The sequence below is a fragment of the Chromobacterium sp. IRSSSOUMB001 genome, assembly GCF_023507765.1.
GTDB lineage: Bacteria > Pseudomonadota > Gammaproteobacteria > Burkholderiales > Chromobacteriaceae > Chromobacterium > Chromobacterium haemolyticum.
Window position 1 is genome coordinate 228,331 of sequence record NZ_JALCYU010000008.1, and the last position, 24,664, is coordinate 252,994.

General features: G+C 69.2%; 6 protein-coding genes. All 6 read left to right on the plus strand.

Features of this window, described 5'->3' with window-relative positions:
• Nucleotides 1-57 precede the first annotated feature (57 nt).
• The 6 genes from MOV80_RS13145 to MOV80_RS13170 all read left to right on the plus strand — a co-directional run bounded on the left by MOV80_RS13145 (nt 58) and on the right by MOV80_RS13170 (nt 24,655).
• Nucleotides 58-282: an MbtH family protein gene (locus tag MOV80_RS13145; protein WP_019104006.1), complete on the plus strand. Its 225-nt coding sequence runs from the start codon at nt 58-60 to the stop codon at nt 280-282.
• 205 nt (nt 283-487) lie between these two features.
• A complete protein-coding gene (locus MOV80_RS13150) occupies nt 488-10,045 on the plus strand; it encodes a non-ribosomal peptide synthetase (RefSeq protein WP_249605194.1) in 9,558 nt (3,185 codons plus the stop codon).
• A 206-nt stretch (nt 10,046-10,251) separates the two neighbouring features.
• Nucleotides 10,252-16,899 carry a non-ribosomal peptide synthetase gene (locus MOV80_RS13155; protein ID WP_249605195.1) on the plus strand — a complete coding sequence of 2,216 codons (6,648 nt, stop codon included), beginning with the start codon at nt 10,252-10,254 and terminating at the stop codon, nt 16,897-16,899.
• Nucleotides 16,896-18,500 carry an MBL fold metallo-hydrolase gene (locus MOV80_RS13160; RefSeq protein WP_107732647.1) on the plus strand — a complete coding sequence of 535 codons (1,605 nt, stop codon included), beginning with the start codon at nt 16,896-16,898 and terminating at the stop codon, nt 18,498-18,500. The genes MOV80_RS13155 and MOV80_RS13160 overlap by 4 nt, the downstream gene beginning before the upstream one ends.
• Nucleotides 18,501-18,621: 121 nt before the next feature.
• Nucleotides 18,622-21,342 carry a condensation domain-containing protein gene (locus MOV80_RS13165; protein WP_107732648.1) on the plus strand — a complete coding sequence of 907 codons (2,721 nt, stop codon included), beginning with the start codon at nt 18,622-18,624 and terminating at the stop codon, nt 21,340-21,342.
• A gap of 214 nt (nt 21,343-21,556) precedes the next feature.
• Nucleotides 21,557-24,655: an amino acid adenylation domain-containing protein gene (locus tag MOV80_RS13170; protein ID WP_249605196.1), complete on the plus strand. Its 3,099-nt coding sequence runs from the start codon at nt 21,557-21,559 to the stop codon at nt 24,653-24,655.
• Nucleotides 24,656-24,664: the final 9 nt, after the last annotated feature.

Genomic DNA, 24,664 nt, shown 5'->3' on the forward strand with positions numbered 1-24,664 from the left:
ATATTTCTGCAAATTGATGCAGACAAACCTCATGAGAGAGTCACAGGGAGAAGTGTCATGGCGAACCCGTTCGACAATAAGGAAGGCGTTTTTTTCGCCCTGATCAACGATGAGGGCCAGTACTCGCTCTGGCCCGAGTTCGCTCCTGTTCCGGAGGGTTGGCAAGCCTGTTTCGGCCCCTCGGACCGCCAGTCCTGTCTTGACCATATCGAACAAAACTGGATAGACATGCGGCCCGCCAGTCTGGCACGCGCTCAGGACGCCTTGCTCTCCACCGGCTGATTCCCGCCCCGGCTCAAGGGGGCCATGCCGAGACGCACCCGCTTTCAAGACAAAGCGCGGCGTTTCTCTATCCGTATTGCGGCGGCGCGCTCGCCGCGGCCCCTCGACAGCCATCCCGCTCCACACCGAAAAAATCGCCGGCCGGCCGCGCATGCGCGGAAGGTTGCGGCCTCACGCCTGTACCGCAAGCCATCCAAGGTGCGATATGAACGACAACGCCGTTTTCCCCTCCCGCAATCCGCACACCGCGGCCGCTTCCGCCGAAACCTTCGCCGCCCTGTTCGCCCGAAGCGCGGCGGACCATCCCGACGCCATCGCGCTGCAACACGGCGCACGCACGCTTAGCTACCGCGAACTGGACGACCAGGCCAATCGTCTGGCCCATTATCTGCGGGAACTGGGCATAGACCGCGAAACGCCGGTGGGGCTGTGCCTGGACCGCTCGCCCGAGCAGATCATCGCCATGCTGGCTATTTTCAAGGCCGGCGGCGCGTATTTGCCGCTGGACCCCGACTACCCGCGGGAAAGGCTGGCCTACATTCTCAACGACGCCATGCCGGCCGCATTGCTGACGCGGGCCGCGCTGACCGAGCAACTGCCGGTTCACTGGGCTCGGGTGGTGGAACTGGATACCGAACAGCCCATGTGGCAGGCGCAGCCGGAACAGGCGCTTCCTCTTCTCGATTCCCCGGACCAGCTGGCTTATCTGATCTACACCTCCGGCTCCACCGGTCAGCCCAAGGGCGTGGCGGTGACTCACCGCGGCATAGGCGCTCTGGCGCGCGCCCAGAGCCGGCGCTTCGACATAAGCCCCGGCGCCCGCGTGCTGCAATTCGCGTCTTCCAGTTTCGACGCGGCCTTCTCCGAAGTCGCCATGACCCTGCTTTCCGGCGCCTGCCTGGTCACCGCGCCGGCGGCGGAACTGACGCCGGGCGCCGCGCTGACCGACTTGCTGGCCCGTCAGAAAATCAGCCATCTGACGCTGCCGCCCAGCGCGTTGGCCCTCATGCCGGACGGCGGCATCCCGCCCCATTGCGGCCTGATCGTCGCCGGCGAGGCCTGCCCGGCGGCCCAGGTGCGGCGCTGGTCAGCCGGCCGGACCATGCTGAACGCCTACGGCCCCACCGAGGCCACCGTGTGCGCGACGATGAGCGGCCAGATGCGGGACGATGAGCCCGCCGATATCGGCGCACCGCTGCCCGGCGTCCAGGTCTACGTGCTGGACGACGCCCTGCGACCGCTGCCGCCGGGCGTCGAGGGCGAGCTGTATCTCGCTGGCGGCGGGCTGGCCCGCGGCTATCTGGGCCGGCCGGCGCTGAGCGCCGAGCGTTTCGTCGCCAATCCCTTTGGCCCCGCCGGCAGCCGCCTGTACCGCAGCGGCGACCTGGCGCGGCTGCGCGCCGACGGCTCTCTGGACTACCTGGGACGGACGGACGAGCAGCTCAAGCTGCGCGGCTACCGCATCGAGCCCGGCGAGATCGAACATCTGCTGACGCAACAAGCCGGCGTGAGCCAGGCCGTGGTCCGCCTGCGCGAAGACTTGCCCGGCATCAAACAGCTGGTCGCCTATGTCGTTTCCCGCGCCGGCCTGCAAGCCGACGGCGCGGCCTTGCGCGCGGCGCTGGCCGAGCTATTGCCCGACTACATGGTGCCGGCGGCGGTGGTGCCGCTGGAGCGCCTGCCGCTAACGCCCAACGGCAAGGTGGACAAACAGGCGCTGCCCGCGCCGGATTTCGACGACGCCGACGCCGGCGAGGCGCGGAACTGGCTGGAGAAAACGCTGGCCAAGCTATACGTGGAAGTGCTGGGAGTGTCCAGGGCGGGTCTGGGCCAAGGCTTCTTCGACCTGGGCGGCGACAGCATCAGCGCCATTCTGCTGGTCAGCCGCGCCCGCGCCCACGGCCTGCAATTCAGCCCGCAGGATGTTTTCGACCATCCCAGCATCGAGCGTCTGGCGCTCCGGGTCCGCCCGGTGGAGCCCGACGCGGCGGCGGGCGAATTGCCGCCGGTCAGCGCCGCGGACCTGGAAAGCATCCGCGCCCGCTATCCGGCGGTCAGCGCGGTGCTGCCGTTGTCGCCGCTGCAGCGAGGCCTGCTGTTCCATCTGTTGTACGACGAGGGTCAAAGCGACGTCTACCTGATACAGATGGGCTTCCAACTGGACGGCCCGCTGGAAGCGGACAAGCTGCGGGCGGCCGCCGAAGGCTTGCTTCAACGCCATCACCATCTGCGCGCCGCCTTCTCCGCGGACGGCCTGGAGCAGCCGGCGCAAATCGTACTGGAGCGCGTGGAAACGCCTTGGCGCGAGCTGGACCTGTCCGCGCATCAGGCCGATGAACAGTTGCGCGTCCTGGAGCGGCTGCGCGCGGAGGACTACGCCGCCGGCGTGGACCCGGCGCAAGCGCCGCTGCTGCGTTTTACCCTGACCAAGCTGGACGCGGAGCGCCATCAACTGCTGTGGAGCTTCCACCACCTGTTGTTCGACGGCTGGTCAGTGCCGGTACTGCTGCGCGAACTGTTCGCCCTCTACCGCGGCGACGAGCTGCCGCCCGCCATTCCCTACCGCGACTACCTGGCCTGGCTGCATGTACGGGACCGCGACGCCGCCAAGCGCCAATGGATTAACCATCTGGCGGAACTGGAGCAGCCGACGCGTCTGGCGCCGAGCGCGCAAAAAAGCCGACAGCTGCCGCGCAACCACAATGTGACGGCGGACCCGGCGGTCTACGCCATGCTGGAGCGGCTGGCCCGCCGGCAGGGCCTCACCCTCAACACCTTGCTGCAAGCGGCCTGGGCCATTCTGCTCGCCCGCCTAACCTCCGCCGACGACGTCGTCTTCGGCGTCACCGTCTCCGGACGCCCGCCGGAGCTGCCCGGCGTCGAACGCATGGTCGGCCTGCTGATCAACACCGTCCCGCTGCGTCTGCGGCTGCAGCCCGAGGAAACTCTGACCGCCCTGCTGCAGCGCCTACAGGCCCAGCAGGCCGCGTTGATCGAGCATCAACACCTCAGCCTCGCCGAGATCCAGCAGGCGGCCGGCCTTGGCGATTTGTTCGACACCCTGCTGGTCTTTGAAAACTATCCGATCGCCGACGACGACCGCCGCGTGGACGACGCGCTGTCCATCGGCTATCTGGGCGGCCAGGGCGTGGACACCTCGCACTACCCGCTCAGCCTGTGCGCCGTCCCCGGACCCGAACTCGAGCTGCGCTTCGGCTATCGGCCCGACCTCTTCTCCGCCGACGCCGTCGACGGCATCGCCCGGCAACTGCTGGAACTGCTGCGCCTGATCGCCGAACAGCCAGAACTGCCGCTTGCACGCATCCAGCCGGCCTCCCCGGCCCAGCAAGACGCGCTCGCCGCCTGGAACCGCACCGACGCCCCGCTGCCCGCAGCCACCCTGACCCAGTTGCTGGAACGCCAAGCTGAACTCAGCCCCGACGCCGAGGCGCTGCGCTTCGACGAGGTCGCCCTCAGCTACCGCCAGCTGCACCAAGGCGCCAACCGCCTCGCCCGCCGCCTCCGCGCCGACGGCGTCGGCCCCGAAACCCTGGTCGCCGTCGCGCTGCCCCGTTCCGTCGATCTGGTGGTGGCCTTGCTCGCCGTACTCAAGGCCGGCGGCGCTTATCTGCCGATCGATCTCGACTATCCGGCCGAGCGTCTCGCCTTCATGCTGGCCGACGCCCAGCCCGCCGTGGTCCTGTCCCGCTCCGAGCTGCTGGCCGGCCTGCCGGTCGAACGCGCGCTGTGCCTGGATCTGATCGACGACGCGCTCGAGACGCTGTCCGACGCGCCGCTGGACCTCCACGACGATGACAGACATCCGGCCTATGTCATCTACACCTCCGGCTCCACCGGCCGCCCCAAGGGCGCCGTCAACAGCCATCGCGCCATCGTCAACCGCCTGCTGTGGATGCAGCACGCCTACCCGCTGGCCGACGACGACGTGGTGCTGCAGAAGACGCCGTCCAGCTTCGATGTCTCGGTCTGGGAATTCTTCTGGCCGCTGCTCGCCGGCGCCTCGCTGCTGCTGGCCCGGCCCGACGGCCATCGCGACCCCGCCTATCTGGCCGAGCTGATCCGCCGCCGCGGCGTCACCACCCTGCATTTCGTGCCGTCCATGCTGGACGCCTTCCTGCTGGAGCCCGCCAGCGCCGGCTGCACCAGCCTGCGCCGCGTGCTGTGCAGCGGCGAAGCCTTACCCGCGCCGCTGCTGGCCCGCGCCGCCCAAACGCTGCCCTGTCCGCTGCACAATCTCTACGGCCCCACCGAGGCCGCCGTCGACGTCACCGCCTGGACTTGCGACCCGGCGCGCGACAGCCGTTCGGTGCCGATCGGCCGCCCGATCTGGAACACCCAGCTCTTCGTGCTCGATTCCATGCTGCGGCCGCTGCCGCCCGGCATCCCCGGCGAGCTGTACCTCGGCGGCGTCGGCCTGGCGCGCGGCTATCTGCGCCGTCCGGCTCTGACTGCCGAGCGCTTCGTCGCCCATCCCTTCGCCGTCGGCGAGCGACTGTATCGCACCGGCGACCGTGTCGTCCGCCGCGAGGACGGCGCGCTGGAATACCTGGGCCGCCTCGACCATCAGGTCAAGCTGCGCGGCCTGCGCATCGAGCTGGGCGAAATCGAAGCCGCGCTGCTGGAGCAGCCCGGCGTCGCCCAGGCCGTGGTGCTGATCCGCGAAGACGCGCCCGGACAGCGCCGGCTGGTCGCCTATGTGGTGCCTGCCGCCGGCATCGAATCCGACGTCGCCCGCTGGCGCGACGCGATGGCCGCCCGCCTGCCCGACTACATGGTGCCCGCCGCCTGGGTGGCGCTGGACGCGCTGCCGCTCACGCCCAACGGCAAGCTGGACCGCCGCGCCTTGCCGGCGCCGGAACTGACGCTGGCCGAGCACCGCGAGCCGGTCACCGAGAAGGAAAAACTGCTGGCCGAGGCCTTCGCCCAGACCCTGGGCCTGGAGCGCGTCGGCCTGGACGACAGCTTCTTCAACCTCGGCGGCGACAGCATCAGCTCCATCCAGCTGGTGAGCCTGGCCCGCAAACGGGGGCTGAGCCTGACGCCGCGCCAGGTGTTCGAACAGCGCAGCGTCCGCGGCCTCGCCCTGGTCGCGACCGAGGCATCGGCCCCGGCCGCCGAAGCGCGCGCCGACGCGCCCTTGCTGCGGCTGGAGCCGGCCGAAATCGAGCGCCTGAGCCGCCGCCACCCCGGACTCGCCGAACTGCTGCCGCTGACGCCGCTGCAGCAAGGCCTGCTGTTCCACGCGCTCTACGACCACTCCGCCGCCAACCCCTATGTGGTGCAGATGCGCATCGAGCTGGACGGCGCGCTGGACGCCGCCGCCTTGCGCCGCGCCGGCGAAGGCCTGCTGCGCCGCCACCCGCACCTGCTGGCCTCCTTCATTCACCACGACACCTTGCAGCCGATGCAGGCGCTGAGCCGGGACGGCGCCGCGCCGTGGCGGGAAGCCGATTTGTCGGCGCTGAGCCGAGACGACGCGCGCGCGCGGCTGGAAGACATACAGACAGCCGATCATGGAGAGAGCATGCCGCCGGACCGCGGGCCGCTGCTGCGCTTCACCCTGATCCGGCTGGCGCCGGAGCGCCACCTGCTGCTCTGGACTTTCCACCACCTGCTGCTAGACGGCTGGTCCCTTCCCGTGCTGCTGGAAGAGCTGTTCGCGCTCTACCGCCAGGGGGAGGCGGCCGCGCTGCCGCCCGCGCCGGCCTACCGCGATTATCTGCGCTGGCTATCCGGCCGCGACCGGGACGCCGCCCGCCAGGCCTGGAGCGAATACCTGCGCGGCGTGGACGAGCCCACCCTGGTGGCGCCGGGCCTCCCCGCCGCCGAGCGGCGGCCGGATCTGCACACCGCCGCGCTGTCGACAGAGCTCAGCGCCGCGCTGGCCGCCCAGGCGCGGCGTCGCGGGCTGACCCTCAACACCCTGGCCCAAGCCGCCTGGGGCCTGCTGTTGGCGCGCCTGACCGGCCGCGACGATCTGCTGTTCGGCATCACCGTGTCCGGGCGAACCGCGCCCTTGGAAGACATCGAGAGGCTGCCGGGCCTGCTGATCAACACCGTGCCGCTGCGTCTGAAACTGGAGCCGTCGACCACGCTGGCCGGCTTCTTGGACGATCAGCAATCGCGCCAGGCCGCGATGATGGAGCATCAGCACCTCGGACTCGGAGACATCCGGCAGCTGACGGACATGGAAGAATTGTTCGACACGCTGATGGTGTTCGAAAACTACCCGCAGCTCGACGCGCTGCGCCAAAGCCGCGCCGGCGACGGCCTGAGCGTGCGTCCCGTCGAAGGCTTGGGCGGCGACGTGTCGCATTACCCGCTGGGCCTCTGCGTGGTGCCGGGGGAAAGGCTGGAACTCCGGCTGGGCTGCCGCGCCGACGCCTTCCCGCCGACGGCGGCCGAACGCCTCCTCGCCAGCCTGTCGCGCCTGTTCCAGGCGCTGGCGGGCGATCTTGAGCTGCCACTGGCCAGCTTGCGCTGGCTGGACGAAACCGAAAGCCGCCAGCAGGACGGCTGGAACGCCACCGCGCGCGCCACGCCATCGGCGACGCTGCCCGAGTTGTTCCGCCGACAGGCCGAGCTAACGCCGGACGCCGTCGCGGTCTGCGCCGGCGACCTTCGCCTGAGCTACCGGCAGCTGGACCGGCAATCCAACGCGCTGGCCCACCGCTTGCGCGCGGCCGGCGTGACCGTGGAAACGCCGGTGGCGCTGTGGCTGCAACGCGGTCCTCTGTTGCCGGTGGCCATCCTGGGCGTGCTCAAGGCCGGCGGCTGCTATATACCTCTGCACACCGCCCAGCCGGAAGAACGGCGGGCCTGGACCCTGACCCAGTCGCGCGCCGCGCTGCTGCTGGCCGACGAGGCCCCGGCGCCGGCCATGCTGCCGCCGGGCCTGCCGGTGCTGCGGATAGACGGTCCGTCCGACAGCGCCGAGCGCCCGCCCCGCCTGGAGCTGACCCCCGACGCGCTGGCCTATGTGATGTACACCTCCGGCTCCACCGGCGTGCCCAAGGGCATTGCCATCAGCCACGCCAACGTCAGGGATCTGGCGCTGGACCGCCGCTGGGAGGGCGCGTCCCAGAGCAAGGTGTTGCTGCACTCTCCGCATGCCTTCGACGCCGCCACCTACGAGCTGTGGGCGCCCTTGCTGCACGGCGGCCAAGCAACGCTGGCGCCGCCTTGGGACAACGACATCGACTCGCTGGCGGACGTGCTGCAGCGGGAAAGCGTCAGCGCGGCCTTCCTGACCACCGCGCTGTTCAACCTGCTGGCCGAGGAGCGGCCGGACTGCTTCGCCAGCCTGCGCACGCTGTGGACCGGCGGCGAGTCCGCCTCGCTCCGCGCCTTCCAGCGAGTGCGGGAGCGCTATCCGCAACTGGAGCTGGTCCATGTCTACGGCCCCACTGAGACCACCACCTTCGCCACCTGCTACCCGCTGCCGCGCGATCAGACTCTGGCTGCGTCGCTGCCGATAGGCGCGCCGATGGACAATACCCGCGCCTATGTGCTGGATTCCGCGCTGCGCCCGCTGCCAGCAGGCGCGCCCGGCGAACTCTACTTGGCCGGCAGCGGCCTGGCGCGCGGCTATCTGGATCAGCCGGCGCTCAGCGCGGAGCGCTTCGTGGCCAACCCCTTCGGCCCCGCCGGCAGCCGCTTGTACCGCAGCGGCGACCGGGCGCGCTGGCGCGCCGACGGCCAGCTGGAGTTCCTCGGCCGCGCCGATCAACAAATCAAGCTGCGCGGCTTCCGCATCGAACTCGGCGAAATCGAAGCCAGGCTGCGCGAACACCCGGCAGTATCCCAGGCGCGGGCGGTGCTGCGCGAGACGGACGGCGCGCCGCGCCAGCTGCTCGCCTATGTCGCCCTCCACCCCGGCGCCGACATCGACCCGTCCACGCTCAGACAAGCCCTGGCGGCGCAGCTGCCGGACTATATGGTGCCAGCCGCCGTCGTCGCGCTGAACGCGCTGCCGCTGACCCCCAACGGCAAGCTGGACCACCGCGCGCTGCCGGCTCCCGAGCTCCAGGCCGGCGGCGACCGGCGGCCGCCGCGCAGCGACGCCGAACGCATCCTGGCCGGACTGTACGCCGAGCTGCTGGGCCTGGACGAAGTCGGTCTGGACGACGGCTTCTTCGATCTCGGCGGCGACAGCATCGCCTCCATCCTGCTGGTCAGCCGCGCGCGGCGGCAAGGCTTGCTGCTGAGCCCGCGCGAGGTCTTCCTCCATCCTCGGGTAGAGGCGCTGGCCGCCGTCGCTCGGCCGGTCGCCGCCATCGCGGCCGAGGACACCGCGGAAGGCCCGCTGCCGGCGACGCCCATCATCCGCTGGTGGCTGGAGCGCGGCGGCCCGCAAGGCGGCTTTTACCAATCCATGCTGCTGCAAACCCCCGCCGGACTGGAACAAGCTCATCTGGAGCAGGCGCTGCAGGCCTTGCTGGACAAACACGACGCGCTGCGGATGCGGCTGGACGTCGACGGCGGCCTGAACGTGCCGCCGGTCGGCTCGACATCGGCGCAGGACTGCCTGCGCCGCATCGCGGCGGACGCGCATCTGGAGATCCCGCCGGCCGACATCGCCGCCGCGGCGCGACAGTTGGACCCCGCCGCCGGCGCCATGCTGCGGGCGCTGTGGCTGGACGCCGGCCCGGACGCGCCGGGCAGGCTGTGGCTGGGCATCCACCACCTGGCGGTGGACGGCGTCTCCTGGCGCATTCTGCTGCCGGACCTGGCCTCCGCCTGGCGCGACGGCCAGGCCGGCCGGCCCATCCAGCTCGATCCGGTGGCCACCTCCTTCCGCCGCTGGGCGCTGCTGCTGAACGAGGACGCCGTCCGCGCCGCCCGCGCGGCCGAAACCCCGATGTGGGCCGCTATCCAAAGCCAGCCCGACCCGCTGTTGTCGCCCTGCCCGCTGGACCCGGCGCTGGACACGGCCGGCGCCAGTCGGCGTCTGAGCGTGGTGCTGCCCGCCGCCGTCACCACCGAGCTGCTGACCCGGGTGCCGGCGCTGTTCCACGCCGGCATCAACGACGTGCTGCTCACCGGCTTCGCGCTGGCGGTGGCGCGCTGGCGGCAAGACCAGGGACGGAGCGACGGCACCGTCGTGCGCCTGGAGCTGGAAGGCCATGGCCGCGAAGAGCTGGGCGAGCATTGCGACCTCTCCCGCACCGTGGGCTGGTTCACCAGCCTGTTCCCGGTCTGCCTCGATCCCGGCGTCTCCGCCGCCGCGGCCCTGGACGACGCCGCCGTGCTGGGCGACGCACTGAAACGGGTCAAGGAGCAATTGCGCGCGCTGCCGGACCGGGGCCTGGGTTACGGCTTGCTGCGCTATCTCAATCCAGAGACCGCCGCCCGGCTGAGCGGCGCGCCGCCGGCTCAGCTCGGTTTCAACTACCTGGGACGCTTCGCCACGCCGGCGCGCGGCGACTGGATGCCGGCGCCGGAAGCGGCCGGGCTGGACGGGAACAGCGATCCTTCGGTGCCGCAGTCCCACGCCATCGAGCTCAACGCCGCCACCCACGACGGCCCGGACGGACCGGAACTGGTGGCCACCTGGCTGTGGGCCGGCCGCCTGTTCGACCGGCAGGAGATCGAGAGGCTGGCGGAGGACTGGTTCGACGCGCTGCGCGCCTTGGCCAGGCTGGGCCACGCGCCGGACGTCGGCGGCAGCACGCCGTCCGACCATCCCCTGGCCGGCGGGCTGTCGCAGGAGGAGATAGACCTGATCGAAGCCGGCTTCTAAGAGCCTGTTTACGATCTGCTGCGCGTCAGCGATACGGCGTTGAAACCCGCTTCGAAATGCTCATGTACCACCTGTACATTCCGCTTTCTCAGCGGTTTTCGCCTTGTCTCGCCTTAGCTCGCGAGATCGTAAATACGCTCTTAAGAACCGGTTCCAAATACTTTCCGGGCGGCCGCCAACGGCGACCGCCCATTGCGAGGTTCACGATGTCGAAGATCGCCGAAATCCTGCCGCTGTCGCCATTGCAGCAAGGATTGCTGTTTCACGCGCTGTACGACGAACGCGAGGTGGACGCCTACCATGTCCGCAACCGCTTCGAGCTGCGCGGCGTCCTGGACGCCTGCCGGCTCAGGCGGGCGGCCGAGGCACTGCTGCAACGCCATCCCAATCTGCGCTCCGCCTTCGTCTACAAGGGGCTGGCGCAGCCGCGCCAGGTGGTGCCCCGCGAGTTTGAACTGGATTGGCGCGAGGAAGACCTGTCCGGCCAGAACGCCGCCGCGCTGGACGCGCTGCTGGAGGCGGACCTGCGCCGCCGCTTCGATCCGGGCAAGCCGCCGCTGCTGCGCTTCATCCTGGTCAAGCTGGACGCCGAGCGCCACCAACTGCTGTGGAGCTTCCACCACCTGCTGTTCGACGGCTGGTCCATGCCCATCCTGATGGACGAGCTGTTCGCGCTCTACCGCCAGGGAGAATCGGCCGCGCTGCCGCCCGCCGCGCCCTACCGCGACTATCTGGCCTGGCTGCAACAACAGGACAAGGCCGCCGCCGCCCGCGCCTGGGCCGCCAGCCTGGAGGCGCTGGACGAGCCGGCCAAACTGGCCGCCGCCGCCGCTGGGGAGCGCCAACTGACGCTGTCCCGGCAAACAGAAACCGCCCCGCTGCAGGCGCGGGCCCGCCAGTTGGGCGTCACCCTCAACACCTTACTGCAAGCGGCCTGGGCCATCCTGCTCGCCCGCCTCAGCGCCTCAGACGACGTCGTCTTCGGCGTCACCGTCTCCGGACGCCCACCGGAGCTGCCCGGCGTCGAACGCATGGTCGGCCTGCTGATCAACACCGTTCCGCTGCGCCTGCGCCTGCGGCCCGAGGAAACCCTCGCTGCCCTGCTGCAACGCCTGCAGACCCAGCAGGCCGCGCTGATCGAGCATCAGCACCTCAGCCTCGCCGAGATTCAGCAGGCGGCGGGAAGAACGGAGCTGTTCGACACCCTGCTGGTTTTCGAAAGCTATCCGGCGCTGCCCGGCGCGGCCGACGGCAAGGTGGCCGACGGCCTGGCCTTGATTCCGCTCGGCGGCGACGGCGCCGACACCTCGCACTACCCGCTCAGCCTGTGCGCCGTCCCCGGACCCGAACTCGAGCTGCGCTTCGGCTACCGGCCCGACCTCTTCTCCGCCGATGCCGTCGACGGCATCGCCCGGCAACTGCTGGAACTGCTGCGCCTGATCGCCGAGCAGCCCGAACTGCCCCTCTCACGCCTCCAGCCGGCCACGCCGGCCCAACAAGACGCGCTGGCCGCCTGGAACCGCACCGCCGCCCCGCTGCCCGCCGCCACCCTGACCCAGTTGCTGGAACGCCAGGCGGAACTCAGCCCCGACGCCGAGGCGCTGCGCTTCGACGAGGTCGCCCTTAGCTACCGCCAGCTGCATCAGCGCGCCAACCGCCTCGCCCGCCGCCTGCGCGCCGACGGCGTCGGACCCGAAACCCTGGTCGCCGTCGCGCTGCCCCGTTCCATCGATCTGGTGGTGGCCCTGCTCGCCGTGCTCAAGGCCGGCGGCGCTTATCTGCCGCTCGATCTCGACTATCCGGCCGAGCGCATCGCCTTCATGCTGGACGACGCCCAGCCCGCCGTGGTCCTGTCCCGCTCCGAGCTGCTGGCCGGCCTGCCGGTCGAACGCGCGCTGTGCCTGGACCAGATCGACGCCGCGCTCGAGACGCTGTCCGACGCGCCGCTGGAACTCGCCGGCGACGATAGGCATCCGGCCTACGTCATCTACACCTCCGGCTCCACCGGCCGCCCCAAGGGCGCCGTCAACAGCCACCGCGCCATCGTCAACCGCCTGCTGTGGATGCAACACGCCTACCCGCTGGCCGACAACGACGTGGTGCTGCAAAAAACCCCGTCCAGCTTCGACGTCTCGGTATGGGAATTCTTCTGGCCGCTGCTCGCCGGCGCCTCGCTGCTGCTGGCCCGGCCCGACGGCCATCGCGATCCCGCCTATCTGGCCGAACTGATCCGCCGCCGCGGCGTCACCACCCTGCATTTCGTGCCGTCCATGCTGGACGCCTTCCTGCTGGAGCCCGCCAGCGCCGGCTGCGTCAGCCTGCGCCGCGTGCTGTGCAGCGGCGAAGCCTTGCCCGCGCCGCTGCTGGCCCGCGCCGCCCAAACGCTGCCCTGTCCGCTGCACAATCTCTACGGCCCCACCGAGGCCGCCGTCGACGTCACCGCCTGGACCTGCGACCCGGCCCGCGACAGCCGTTCGGTGCCCATCGGCCACCCGATCTGGAACACCCAGCTGTTCGTGCTCGATTCCATGCTGCGGCCGCTGCCGCCCGGCATCCCCGGCGAGCTTTACCTCGCCGGCGTCGGCCTGGCGCGCGGCTATCTGCGCCGTCCGGGACTCACCGCCGAGCGCTTCGTCGCCCATCCCTTCGCCGTCGGCCAGCGGCTGTACCGCACCGGCGACCGCGTCGTCCGCCGCGACGACGGCGCGCTGGAATACCTGGGTCGCCTCGACCACCAGGTCAAGCTGCGCGGCCTGCGCATCGAGCTGGGCGAGATCGAAGCCGCGCTGCTGGACCAGCCCGGCGTCGCCCAGGCCGTGGTGCTGATCCGCGAGGACGCGCCCGGGCAACGCCGGCTGGTCGCTTACGCGGTGCCTGCCGCCGGCGCCGAAGCCGACGTCGCCCGCTGGCGCGACGCGATGGCCGCCCGCCTGCCCGACTACATGGTGCCCGCCGCCTGGGTGGCGCTGGACGCGCTGCCGCTCACGCCCAACGGCAAGCTGGACCGCCGCGCCTTGCCGGCGCCGGAACTGACGCTGGCCGAGCACCGCGAGCCGGTCACCGAGAAGGAAAAACTGCTGGCCGAGGCCTTCGCCCAGACCCTGGGCCTGGAGCGCGTCGGCCTGGACGACAGTTTCTTCAACCTCGGCGGCGATTCGCTGCTGGCGCTGCGGCTGAAGGGCCTGGCGCTCAAGGCCGGCATCTCCTTCGAGCTGGCCAACCTGTTCGAGCACCACACCGTGGCCTTGCTGGCCGCCCATGCCGAACAGGCGACCGCCGCCGCCGCGCCGGCCGAACCGTTCTCCCTGCTGGACCCCGCCGACCGCCGGCGGCTGCCGCCGGACGCGGTGGACGCCTACCCGCTCAGCCAATTGCAACAGGGCATGCTGTTCCACAGCGCCTTCCGCGACGGCTCGACGCTGTACCACAATATCGTCGGGCTGGAGGTGTCCCAGCCTTACGACGCGGCGGCGCTGCGCCGCGCGTTGGACGCTCTGTGCCGGCGGCACGAGTTGCTGCGCACCCGCTTCGCGCTGGACGGCTATCTGGAACCCTTGCAGCTGGTGTTGGCCGCGGCCGCCATTCCGCTGGGCGAAGACGACCTCGGCCACTTGCCGCCCGCCGCGCAGCAAGAAAGCCTGGCCGCCTTCATCGCCGCCTGGTCCAAACAGGCTTTCGACCCCGCCGCCGCGCCGCTGCTGCACGCCCACGCCCACCGCTTGGGCGAGCGGCGCTTCCACCTGACGCTGCGCATCCACCACGCCATCCTCGACGGCTGGAGCGACTCGGTCTTCATCGTCGAACTGGCCCAGCTCTACCAGGCCGAGCTGGCCAGCCAGCCGTGCCGGCTGCCGGCGCTGTCCAGCCGCTACCGCGACTACATCGCGCTGGAACGCCAGGCGATGGCCTCGCCGGCCAGCCGGGACTTCTGGCGGGAACAGCTGCGCGGCTACGAAGCCGCCCCCGCGCTGCTCGCCCGCGAAGAGAACGCCGCCGCGACGGCAGACGGCCCGCTGCAGATCAACGCCGACATCGCCATAGCCGACCCGGTGTCGGCGGCGCTGAGCGCGCTGGCGCGCCGCTTGAACGCGCCGCTGAAATCGGTGTTGCTGGCCGCCCACCTGGCCGCGCTGGCCATGCTGACGGGCAAGAGCGGCGCCTGCACCGCGCTGGTCACCAACGGCCGGCCGGAAACCGCCGACGCGGAGCACATGGTGGGCCTGTTCCTGAACTCGGTGCCGCTGCGCATGGAGATCCGGCGCGAATCCTGGACCCGGTTGATAGGCCGCGTGATAGACGCGGAACGGGCGCTGCTGCCGCACCGGCGCTATCCGCTGGCCACCATGCTGCGCGACGCCGGCCTGCGCGACGTCGGCGAGGCCATCTTCAACTACACCCATTTCCAGGCGCTGGAAGCGCTGGCCGACTGGCGTCAGCAAGACAGCGCGATGGACAACAGCTTCGCGCTGCAAGTCAACTTCCGCCCCGACGGCGCGCGCATCGTCGGCAGCCTGAGCGCCCACCGCGACGCCCACGACGCCGACGCGCTGCGGCGCTACGCCGGCTGCTACGCCGCCGTGCTCGCGCAGCTGGCCGCCGAGCCCGACGGCCCGGTGCGCCGCCAAGACCTGCTGGACGAGGACGAGCGCCGTCTGCTGCTGGACGGCCGGGCCAGCGCCCGCGACATCGCGCCGCTGCCGCTGTGCGAGCTGTTCGAGCGCCAGGCCCGCCGCGCGCCGGACGCGCCGGCGCTGGACAGCGGCGGCGAAACCTTGAGCTACGCCGAGCTCAACCGCCGCGCCAACCGGCTGGGCCGGCGGCTGATCGCCGCCGGCGTCGGCCCCGGCCGGCTGGTGGCGGTCGCGCTGCCCAAATCGGCGGCGCTGCTCGTCGCGCAACTGGCGGTGCTGAAAGCCGGCGCCGCCTATCTGCCGCTGGACCTGAACTATCCGGCGGAGCGGCTGGCGCTGATGCTGGACGACGCCCGCCCCGCCCTGGTGCTGAGCGACGCCGGCTCCGCCGCCCGCCTGCCGCAAACCGCCGGGCCGGTGCTGGCGCCGGAGACCGACGACGACCGCCGCTTCCCTGACGGCGACATCGGCCGGCAAGAAAGACTGCGGCCGCTGACGACGGACGATCTGGCCTACGTGATCTACACCTCCGGTTCCACCGGCCGGCCAAAAGGCGTCGCGGTCAGCCACGCCGGGCTGGCCAGCCTGGCGCAGGACCTGAAAGAGCGCTGCGCGCTGGACGCGTCCGCGCGCGTGCTGCAGTTCTCCTCGCCGGGCTTCGACGCCTCGGTGCTGGAAATGCTGATGGCCTTCGCCGGCGGCGGCTGCCTGGTGCCGGCCAACGCCAGGCAGCTGGACGCCGACGGCCTGCTGGGCACGCTGCGCGCCGCGCGCATCAGCCACGCGCTGCTGCCGCCGGCGCTGTTGGCCTTGCTGGAGCCGGCGCCGGATCTGCTGCCCGGCGCTCTGTTGGTCGGCGCCGACGCCTGCCCCGCCGAGGTGGTGGCCAAATGGGCGCGCGGCCGCCGAATGATCAACGCCTACGGCCCTACCGAATCCACTATCTGCGCCACCCTGAGCGACCGCCTGGCCGACGGCGCGCCGCCCATAGGCCGACCGGTGCTCAACAGTCAGGTCTATCTGCTGGACGAAGCTTTGCAGCCAGTGCCCGTCGGCGTCGCCGGCGAGCTGTACGTAGCCGGCGCCGGCCTGGCGCGCGGCTATCTGGGCCGCCCCGCGCTCAGCGCCGAGCGCTTCGTCGCCAACCCCTTCGGCGCGCCCGGCAGCCGGCTCTACCGCAGCGGCGACAAGGCGCGCCGCCTGGCGGACGGCCAGCTGGAATTCCTCGGCCGTCTCGATCAGCAGATCAAGCTGCGCGGCTATCGCATCGAGCCCGGCGAGATCGAGGCCGCGCTGCGCTCGCAAACCGGCGTGGCCCAGGCCGTGGTCTTGCCTGTCGACGACGACGGCCGCAAGCGCCTGGTCGCCTACGCCGTGCCGCTCGCGGGCGCCGGCCTGGACGGCGCGCGGCTGCGCGCCGGGCTGGCCGCCAGCCTGCCCGACTACATGCTGCCCGCCGCGGTGATGGTGTTGCCCGCGCTGCCGCTGAACGCCCACGGCAAGCTGGACCGCGGCGCGCTGCCGGCGCCGGTCTTCGCGGCCGCGCCGCAACGCTTGCCGGCCACCCCGCTTGAACAGACGCTGGCGGAGCTGTTCGCGGAAACGCTGCGCTTGCCTGCCGTGGATCTGGACGCCGGCTTCTTCGAGCTGGGCGGCGACTCCTTGCTGGCGATGCGGCTGGCCGCCCGCATCCGCGGCAAGCTGGGCGTCAAGCTGTCGATGGAACAGCTCTTCCTCGCCCCCAGCGTCGCCGAATTGGCGCGGCAGCTGGCGCTTGGCCGGCATGAGCCGCGCCCGCTCCAACTGAGCGTCCAGCAACAGGACGGCGCGCCGGTCTCGCTGCGCTACGAGGGGGAGCTGGACTTGCCGGCCTTGCGCCAGGCCCTGCGCGAACTAGGCCGCCGGCACGCCGCCCTCCACTCTCCAAGCGAAGCTGCCACGACGATCACAACCGCCAACGGCCTGGCCTTGCCCGCCGCGCTGCGCCAGGTCGCCGACAGCGATGCCGGCACGCCGATCGCGCCGCTGCTGCGGGAACTGGCCCAGGCCTACGCCGCCCGCGCCGACAGCGGCAAGCCCGCTTGGACGCCGCTACCGCGGCTATACGCCGACTACGCGGACTACGCCTCGTCGCAAGCAGGATTCAGCGAAGCGACGGCCCCGTCCGACGCGCCGGCTTCGTCCCGTTCCACCCCTTCTTCCCCGACATTGGAGCAAGCATGAGCACACCTCGTCCCGACGACGCCGTCTATCTGAAAAGCGGCGTCAAACTGGAACCCCTGTTCCACCGCTGGTACGCCTGGAGTCACCTGGTATCGCCGGTCCAGCAGGCGATCAATCTGGCCTTCCGCCAGATTCCGCTGCTGCGCTCCTTCATCGCCAACCCCAATGTGCATATCGCCGCCTCCAAGAACCCCCAGATGCTGGGCGGCCCCTTCCTGGAACTGCCGGCCAGCGATCTGCCCGCGGTGCGCCGCCTGCTGCAGGACACGCTGAAGGACGCCGCGCCGCTGCTCCGCTTCGCCGAAGACCTGCAAAAACTCAATCGCCAGCTGCAGCAAACCGCCAGCGGCCACAGCCTGGACGCGGTCTACGCCGAGTTGCCGCCCACGCTGGCCGGCCTGGTCGAAGTCAGCTACGACCTCAACCACCATCCCGGCCTCCGCGTGCTGGACCCATTATTGAGCTATCCGGCCGCCGCGGACGCGGACCGGCAGGCGCTGGCCTTCAGCACCGAACGCGACGAACAGCGCCATTTCTTCCTGAACACGCCCCGGCTGGACGGAGACGCCAGGCTGGTGCTCCCGCTGCCCTTCGCAGACCCCCATCACGAAGCGCTCGCCGCCAGCCGGATACGCGCCGTCCCTTACGCGGAACTGAAGCAGGCGCTGAAGGTGCCGGCGGAACAGGAAGCCCGCTTCCGCGGCTTCTTCGACACTGAAGCGCCGCAGCGCGACCAGCCCGAGTATCACGGCGGCGACGTGCGCATCCGTTATTTCGGCCACGCCTGCGTCTTGCTGCAAACGGCGTCCACCTCGGTGCTGATCGATCCCTTCGTCACCTGGGACCGGGACGGCGAACCGCAGCGGCTGACCTTCGACGACCTGCCCGACCATATCGACTACGTGTTCATCACCCACAACCATCAGGACCACTTCAGCCCGGAACTGCTGCTGCAATTGCGCGGCCGCATCGGCCGCCTGCTGGTTCCGCGCCACAACAGCCGCAGCCTGGCCGATCCGTCGATGAAGCTCACGCTGCGCGCGCTCGGTTTCCGCAACGTGTCCGAACTCGAGCCGATGGAAAGCGTGCGCTTCGACGACGGCGAAATCGTCAGCCTGCCGTTTTACGGCGAGCACGCCGACCTGGACATCGAAAGCAAGCACGGCATGTTCCTGCGGCTGAAAAACCGCCGCTTCCTGTTCCTGGCGGACTCGGACTGCAAGGACCGCGCGCTCTACCGCCGCATTGTGGAGCGTCTGGGCAAGGCGGACACGCTGTTCATCGGCATGGAGTGCGACGGGGCGCCTCTCAGCTGGCTGTACGGCCCCTACACCGGCAGCCCGCTCAGCCGGCGCGACGACGAATCCCGCACCTTGTCCGGTTCCGACTGCGAACACGCCTGGAGCATCGTCGAGGAGTTCGACTGTAAGAAGATCTACGTCTACGCGATGGGGCAAGAACCCTGGATGCGCTTCGTCACCGGCCTGGAGTACTCGGCCGACAGCAAGCAGATCGTCGAGTCGAACAAGTTTCTCGAGCGCTGCCGCGCCGCGGGCCTGAGCGCGGAACGGCTATATGGCTGCAGCAGCTTCAGTTGCTGAGAACCTGTTCAATGTCTGCCGCGCGCCGTGCAAGCTTCCCGGAAGCCGTCGCCGGCTTGGGACGCGGGGCTGAATAAAGGCTTGCTCTTGTCGACTGCTTGCCGACCCAAGGTATTCGCTTATGAAATTTTCACTCGATGCCAGCTACGGCTGGCTTGCGTCCTTTCAGCAGCAAGGGCTGTTCTCCCTTGACCAGTTGGCGCCGGGCACGCCCTCATGTTCGTTTCCCATCGTGCTGCAGCTGAGCGGAGCGCTGGACGCCGCGGCATTGGAGACGGCCTTGGCCGTGGTCGTGGCCAAGCATGAGGCCTTGCGCACCACTCTGGCCTTCGACGGCGACGAGCTGCGTTGCTCGACGCGGCATGCCTGGCCCGGCCCCTTGCTCCAGCTGAAGCCCCTGGAACCGGCGAGCGGAGACAGCGCCGGCCTGGCCGCTGCCGTCCGGGAAATCATCGGCCGCCCCTTCGATCTGGCGACGGGGCCTTTATTCCGCTTTGTTCTCCTTCAGCCGGCGGATGAAGACGCGCGCCTGGTCATGGTGTTCCATCAGGCTGTTTTTGACGCCTGGTCGGCCGGCATTCTGGCGACGGACCTGGAAACGGCTTATGCCGCGGCCTTGAACGGCGGCGACGTCGAGCTCGCGCCCAATGCGCTCGATTACGCGGACTTCGCCCATTGGCAGCGTGAACAATGGCGTGCCGGCGCGCCCCGGCTTTCACTATTGAGCGCGGGCGGCCCGTTTCCGGCCAAGGTATTGACGGACGGCGCGGAGTTGACGCTCAAGCTCCCCGCCGTGCAGGAGCAACAGCTGCGCCAGCTTCAACAGGAAACGGGAGACGCCTTGCTGCTTGTTTTCTCATCCTTGCTCGGTCTTTTCCTGGGCGCGGAAAGCGGCCGGGATGAAATCCTCATCGACGCAGCCGTTCCGGGACGACTCCACGCGGAAGCCAATGAAATCATCGGCTTGTTCGAAACTCCGCTCCCGCTGCGCTTGAGGCTGGACGCCAAGCCTAATCTGCGGGAGGTGCTGGGCCAGGTCCGTTCGCAGGCCGTGCAAGGATTCGGAAACCGGGACATGGCGCTTGAAACATCCGGCGTCTCAACGCCATGGTTTCAAGTCGCCGCACGGGTGCGGAAACGCCCGCGCTGGCGTCTCGCCGGCCTGCGGCTGGCCGAGCAGGCGGCGCATACCGAAACCGCGAAGCGCGATTTGAGCTTTGTCCTGGACGAACGCGACGACGGCGTCTGGCTGGCGCTCGAGTACGCCGGCGCCTTGTTCGAAGCCTCAAGCGCCCGGCGGCTGTTGAACGGGCTGGTCCGGTTTGCCGCGCAATGCCTGGCCGATCCTTCCCGCCAGCTGGACGCCTTGCCGGCGGCCGATGGGCAAGAACTCGCCAGCAGCGGGCAAGAGCGGGAAGCCGCCGCGCCGGACCCACGCCCGGCCGACGTGGAGCTCGGCCTGCTGTCCAGCAATCAGCAAAGCCTGTATTTCTTCGAGAAACTGGCCCCGGACCGCGCCTTGTACAATGTCCCTCTGCATCTGGAGATGCACGGCCAGCTGGACCCCGCCCTCCTGGAGGCGGCCCTGGAACAGCTGCTGAAGCGTCATGAAGCTTTATGCACGCGCTTTGTGGAAACGCCGTCCGGCCTGCGTCAGGACATTGGCGCGCCGCCCACTCGCGTGCTCGAAACCGCGGATCTCAGCCAACAGCCGCTGGACAGCCGCGACGCCGGCTTCGCCAGCCTGGAACGGGATTTCAGCTCCACCGTCTTCGACCTTGCCTCCGGCCGGCTCTTCCGCTTTTGCCTAGTACGCCGCGACCGCGAGCACTGGGTGCTGTTGATGGTGTTCCACCACATGGTGTTTGACGGCCATTCCGCGCAGATATGGCTGCGCGAGCTGCGCACTCTTCTGCGAGGCGGCCTCTTGCCCGCCATGGGGCCGGCGACGACGGTGAGGGAGGCCGCCGCCGAGGAGCGAGCCTGGCAGCGCAGCCGCGACTACCAGAAGGAACTGAACCGCTGGCTAGACCGCCTGGCGGGAATCGCGACCCCGCTCAATCTCAGGCCGGACCGCCCGCGCCCGCTGAGACGCGGCTACGCGGGGGCGTTCCTGGAGCGCGCCTTGCCCCAGGCGCTGCTGGGCGAGCACATACAGCGCGCCGCCCAACTTGGCGCTTCGCCGTTCATGGCCGTCGCCGCCCTGCTCGCCGCCTATCTGTCCGCGCGCGGCAATCAGGCCGACGTCTGCATGGGCTTCCCCCATGGCGGACGCGGCGAAGGCGCGATCGAAGACACCATAGGCAATTTCGTCAATTTACTCGCCATGCCGGTCCGAATCGAAACAGCCGACACCCCGCGCAACATCATCGAAAAAATCCGCCAAACCGCCCAGGCGAGTTACGCCGGCTATCGGGTGCCGTTCTCCTCCCTTGTCGATCAACTTGGCGTGGAGCGCGTTCCCGGCCAACACCCAGTCTTCCAGGTGGTGGTCACCGCCGATCAAGACTTCGCCGGCTGGACGCAGGACGGTCTGTCCGTGGCCTTGCTGCCGGGCACCAACCCTATCGCCAAGTTCGACCTGGCCTTCGGCTTCAACCTCGCGCGCAGTTGCGTCCGCATAGAGTACGCGACAGATATGTTCGACCCGGCGTCGATTGAAGCCATGGGCGCGGAGCTATCGGCCTTGCTGTCCCAGTGCGTGCGGGGCTTCGACGCGCCGCTGCGGCAAACCGCCGGCGCGACCATCGCCGGGGAAGTGCCGCGCGCCGCGCCCAAGCCGCTGAGAAAACCCAAGCCAGCCGGCACCGGAAACGCCGGCTTGGCGGCGGACGCGACTTGAGCGCCAAACCAAGGGCCGACCATTGACCAAGAGCCTGTTCACGATCTTGCGGGCGAGGCAAGGCGAAAACCGCAGAGAAAGCGGAATGCGCTCGTAACGCATCAGCGTTTCAAAGCAGCGCTGACCGTGCGTGTCTCACAGCGACAGCGGATCGTAAACAGGCTTCAACCGCCGGAGGGCGCGAGCGCCCCAGCCGGCAGAACATGAAAAACCAATGACTCATCCAGCAGAACTAAGCGCCTGCCAAACGCTTGCCGAGGCCTTCTCCCGCTCGGTTCAGAGCTTTCCCGATCGCATCGCCGTGCAATGCGCGGCGGCTTCGCTCAGCTACCAACAGCTGGAGCAACGGGCGGACGCCCTAGCCCGCCGCCTCCGCGCCATGGGCGTGAACGCCGAAACCCTGGTGGGCTTGTCCGTGCGCAGATCGTCCAATCTGATCGTCGCCATGCTGGCCATCCTGAAAGCCGGCGGCGCCTACCTGCCGCTGGACCCGGAGTATCCGGCCGAGCGCTTGGACTATCTCATCGACGACGCCCGGCCCAAGCTCATCGTCGTGGATGCGGAATCGCGGGAACGGCTGGCCGCCGCCGCGTCCGCCAAGGGCATCCCGCAGCTTGATCTGGACGCCTTTCCATCGCGCGACGATCACGCAGAGATGCCCGCAGGCGGCGCGCCGAATCGCGACGGCCTGGCTTACGTCATCTATACCTCGGGTTCGACCGGAGGTCCGAAAGGCAGCCTGATCACTCATCGCAATGTGCTGCGGCTGTTTACCGAGTCCCAGCCCTATTACGACTTTGGGCCGGAGGATGTCTGGCCCTTGCTGCACTCCTACGCCTTCGATTTTTCGGTCTGGGAAATTTTCGGCGCGCTCTTGCATGGCGGAACCTTGCTGGTTCCTGACCTGGCCATCATTCGAGACCCTTCCGCGCTGTTGGCGTATTTGCGGCGGCATGGCGTGACGGTGCTCAATCAGACGCCGTCCTTCTTCTATCAGTTGGCTTTGTATCTGAGTGAACATCCGGAACAGCGCGAGGCCCTGGAGTCGCTGGCCTTCGTGGTGTTTGGCGGCGAGCGCCTGGACCTGACGCAGCTCAAGCCTTGGTTCAAGACCATGGGCGACGACGGCCCGGTGCTGGTCAATATGTACGGCATCACCGAAACCACCGTACACGTCACCCTGCACGTGGTCGACGCCGATGAGACGAAACACCGGAAGTCCGCGGGCATCGGCTCGGCCTTGCCGGACTTGTCGCTGTTCCTTCTCGACGAGGACTTGAAGCCGGTGGCGGCCGGCGATGTCGGCGAGCTGTATGTCGCCGGCCCGGGACTGGCGCGCGGTTATCACGGCCGGCCCGGCCTGACCGCCGAAACCTTCATTCCCTGCCCCTTTCCCGGCCACGAAGGCCAGCGGATGTACAAAACCCAGGATCTGGCGAAGATCGATCCGCACGGCGAGCTGGTTTACGAGTCCCGCAAGGGCGGCTACTTGAAGATCCGCGGTTTCCGGGTTTCGCTGGCGGAGATCGAGTCCGCGCTATGCGAGCTGGACGGTGTCGCCAACGCGGTGGTCCAAGCCTCGGCCGAGGACGGACGCGATCTGGTGTCGGCCTATCTCCGCTTCGCGGCCGCGCCGATGAGCTTGAGAGAACTCCGCCACGCGCTGGCGGAAAAACTGCCCGGTTTCATGATGCCGCACCACTTTCATTGCATCGACAGCCTGCCGCTGACCGCTCACGGCAAGATCGACCGTAGCCGGTTGCCGCACATGGCGCGGGCCCTGAGCGATGAACGCCCGCCGGACGCGCCGGCCTCGGCCGATGAAGCCGATATGATGGCGATCTGGAGCCAGGTGCTCGGCGTGGAGCGTCTTGGCCCGCACGATGACTTCTTCGCTCTGGGCGGGGACTCGATCCGCGCGGTGGAACTGATCATGGCGTTGAATCGCGCCGGCTGGAACGCCACGGTGGAAGACGTGTTTCACTCGCCGAATGTTCGGGACCTGAACGACCGCAGCCTGCGGGGCGAAACCGGTTTGCCGCCGCCCCCGGCGAAACTGGCAAACGCCGTGTCCGATATGCAGCGCCTCATGCTGGAGCAGTACCAGGCGGCTCCGGCGGGCCTGGGCGTCTATCACGTGCAACAGTGGTTCGACTGCGAAGACGCGGCGCTCGACATCGAGCGGTTGACGCAGGCTTTCCGCTTGGAGTTTTCCCGGCATCCCGTCTTCCGCACCCTCTTCGTCCGCGACGGCGATGCGATTCTCCGCGTCGACGCTGGGACGGAGCGAGCGCGTTTGGACGCCGTCGACCTCCGGCGCGACGCCCCATCGCGGCAGCGAACACGAATTGCCGAGTGCGCGCGCGCCGACCTGCATGCGCCGTTCAAGCCGTTCGAGGCGGCAAGCGAAATGGCGCGGCTGCGCTTCTTCCAAACCACGGGCAGCCGCTGCGTCGTTTTCCTGAGCATCCACCACGCGATAGACGACGGCTGGGGCCAGCAACGCTTCTTCGACGCGGTATTCCAGCGCTATCGGCGCCATGCCGCCGCCGCGTCGGCGGCGCGCGCGGATGTGTTTTCCGAATACGTCGCCCTCCAGCAGCAAATGGCCCGGGACCCGGCGGCGATTGAATACTGGCGACAGACGCCGTTTGCCGACAAACAGACGGTTGAGCGATGGAGAGCGCCCCCGACCAGGATGATAGAACACAAAAAACGCATCGCGCCCCGGCTGGTGGCCCACGCCGGCCCTTGCGCGCGCGCGCGGCGAATCCAGACACGATCCTTGTATTTGGCCGCCGCAGGGCAGGCGATTGCGCGCGCGACCCGTGACCCTCGGGTCTTGATCGGGATGGTGGTCAACGGCCGGGTGCCGGAACTGAGCGATCCTCTGGAGGCGGTGGGCCTGTTCTGGAATTTGCAGCCGCTGTCGTTCCAGGCCTTGGAGTGTCCGCTGGAGACGGCTGACGCGATCCACCAGCGCCTGCTGCTGCAGGAGAAATACGCGCTCTACCCGCTCAGTGCGATTTTCGAGGCGCGCAGCCCCGGTCGGGAGTTCCTTTACACCTTCAACTTCACGAATTTCCGGGCGCTGGATTCGAAAACAGCGGATTTGCGGGACTGGGACGGCGTGGATCGCTTCCATTACCCCATCAATATCGCCGTCCATCTGGACGAGGGCTCGGACATCGCCGAATTTCGGCTCAGCGGCGATCCCGCCTATTGCGGCGAGGCCGCGGCGGAAGCGCTGTTCCAGGCTTTCGAAGAAACGCTGGGCATCGCCGTCGGGGCGCTGGCCGATATAGGCGCATGACGCGGCCTA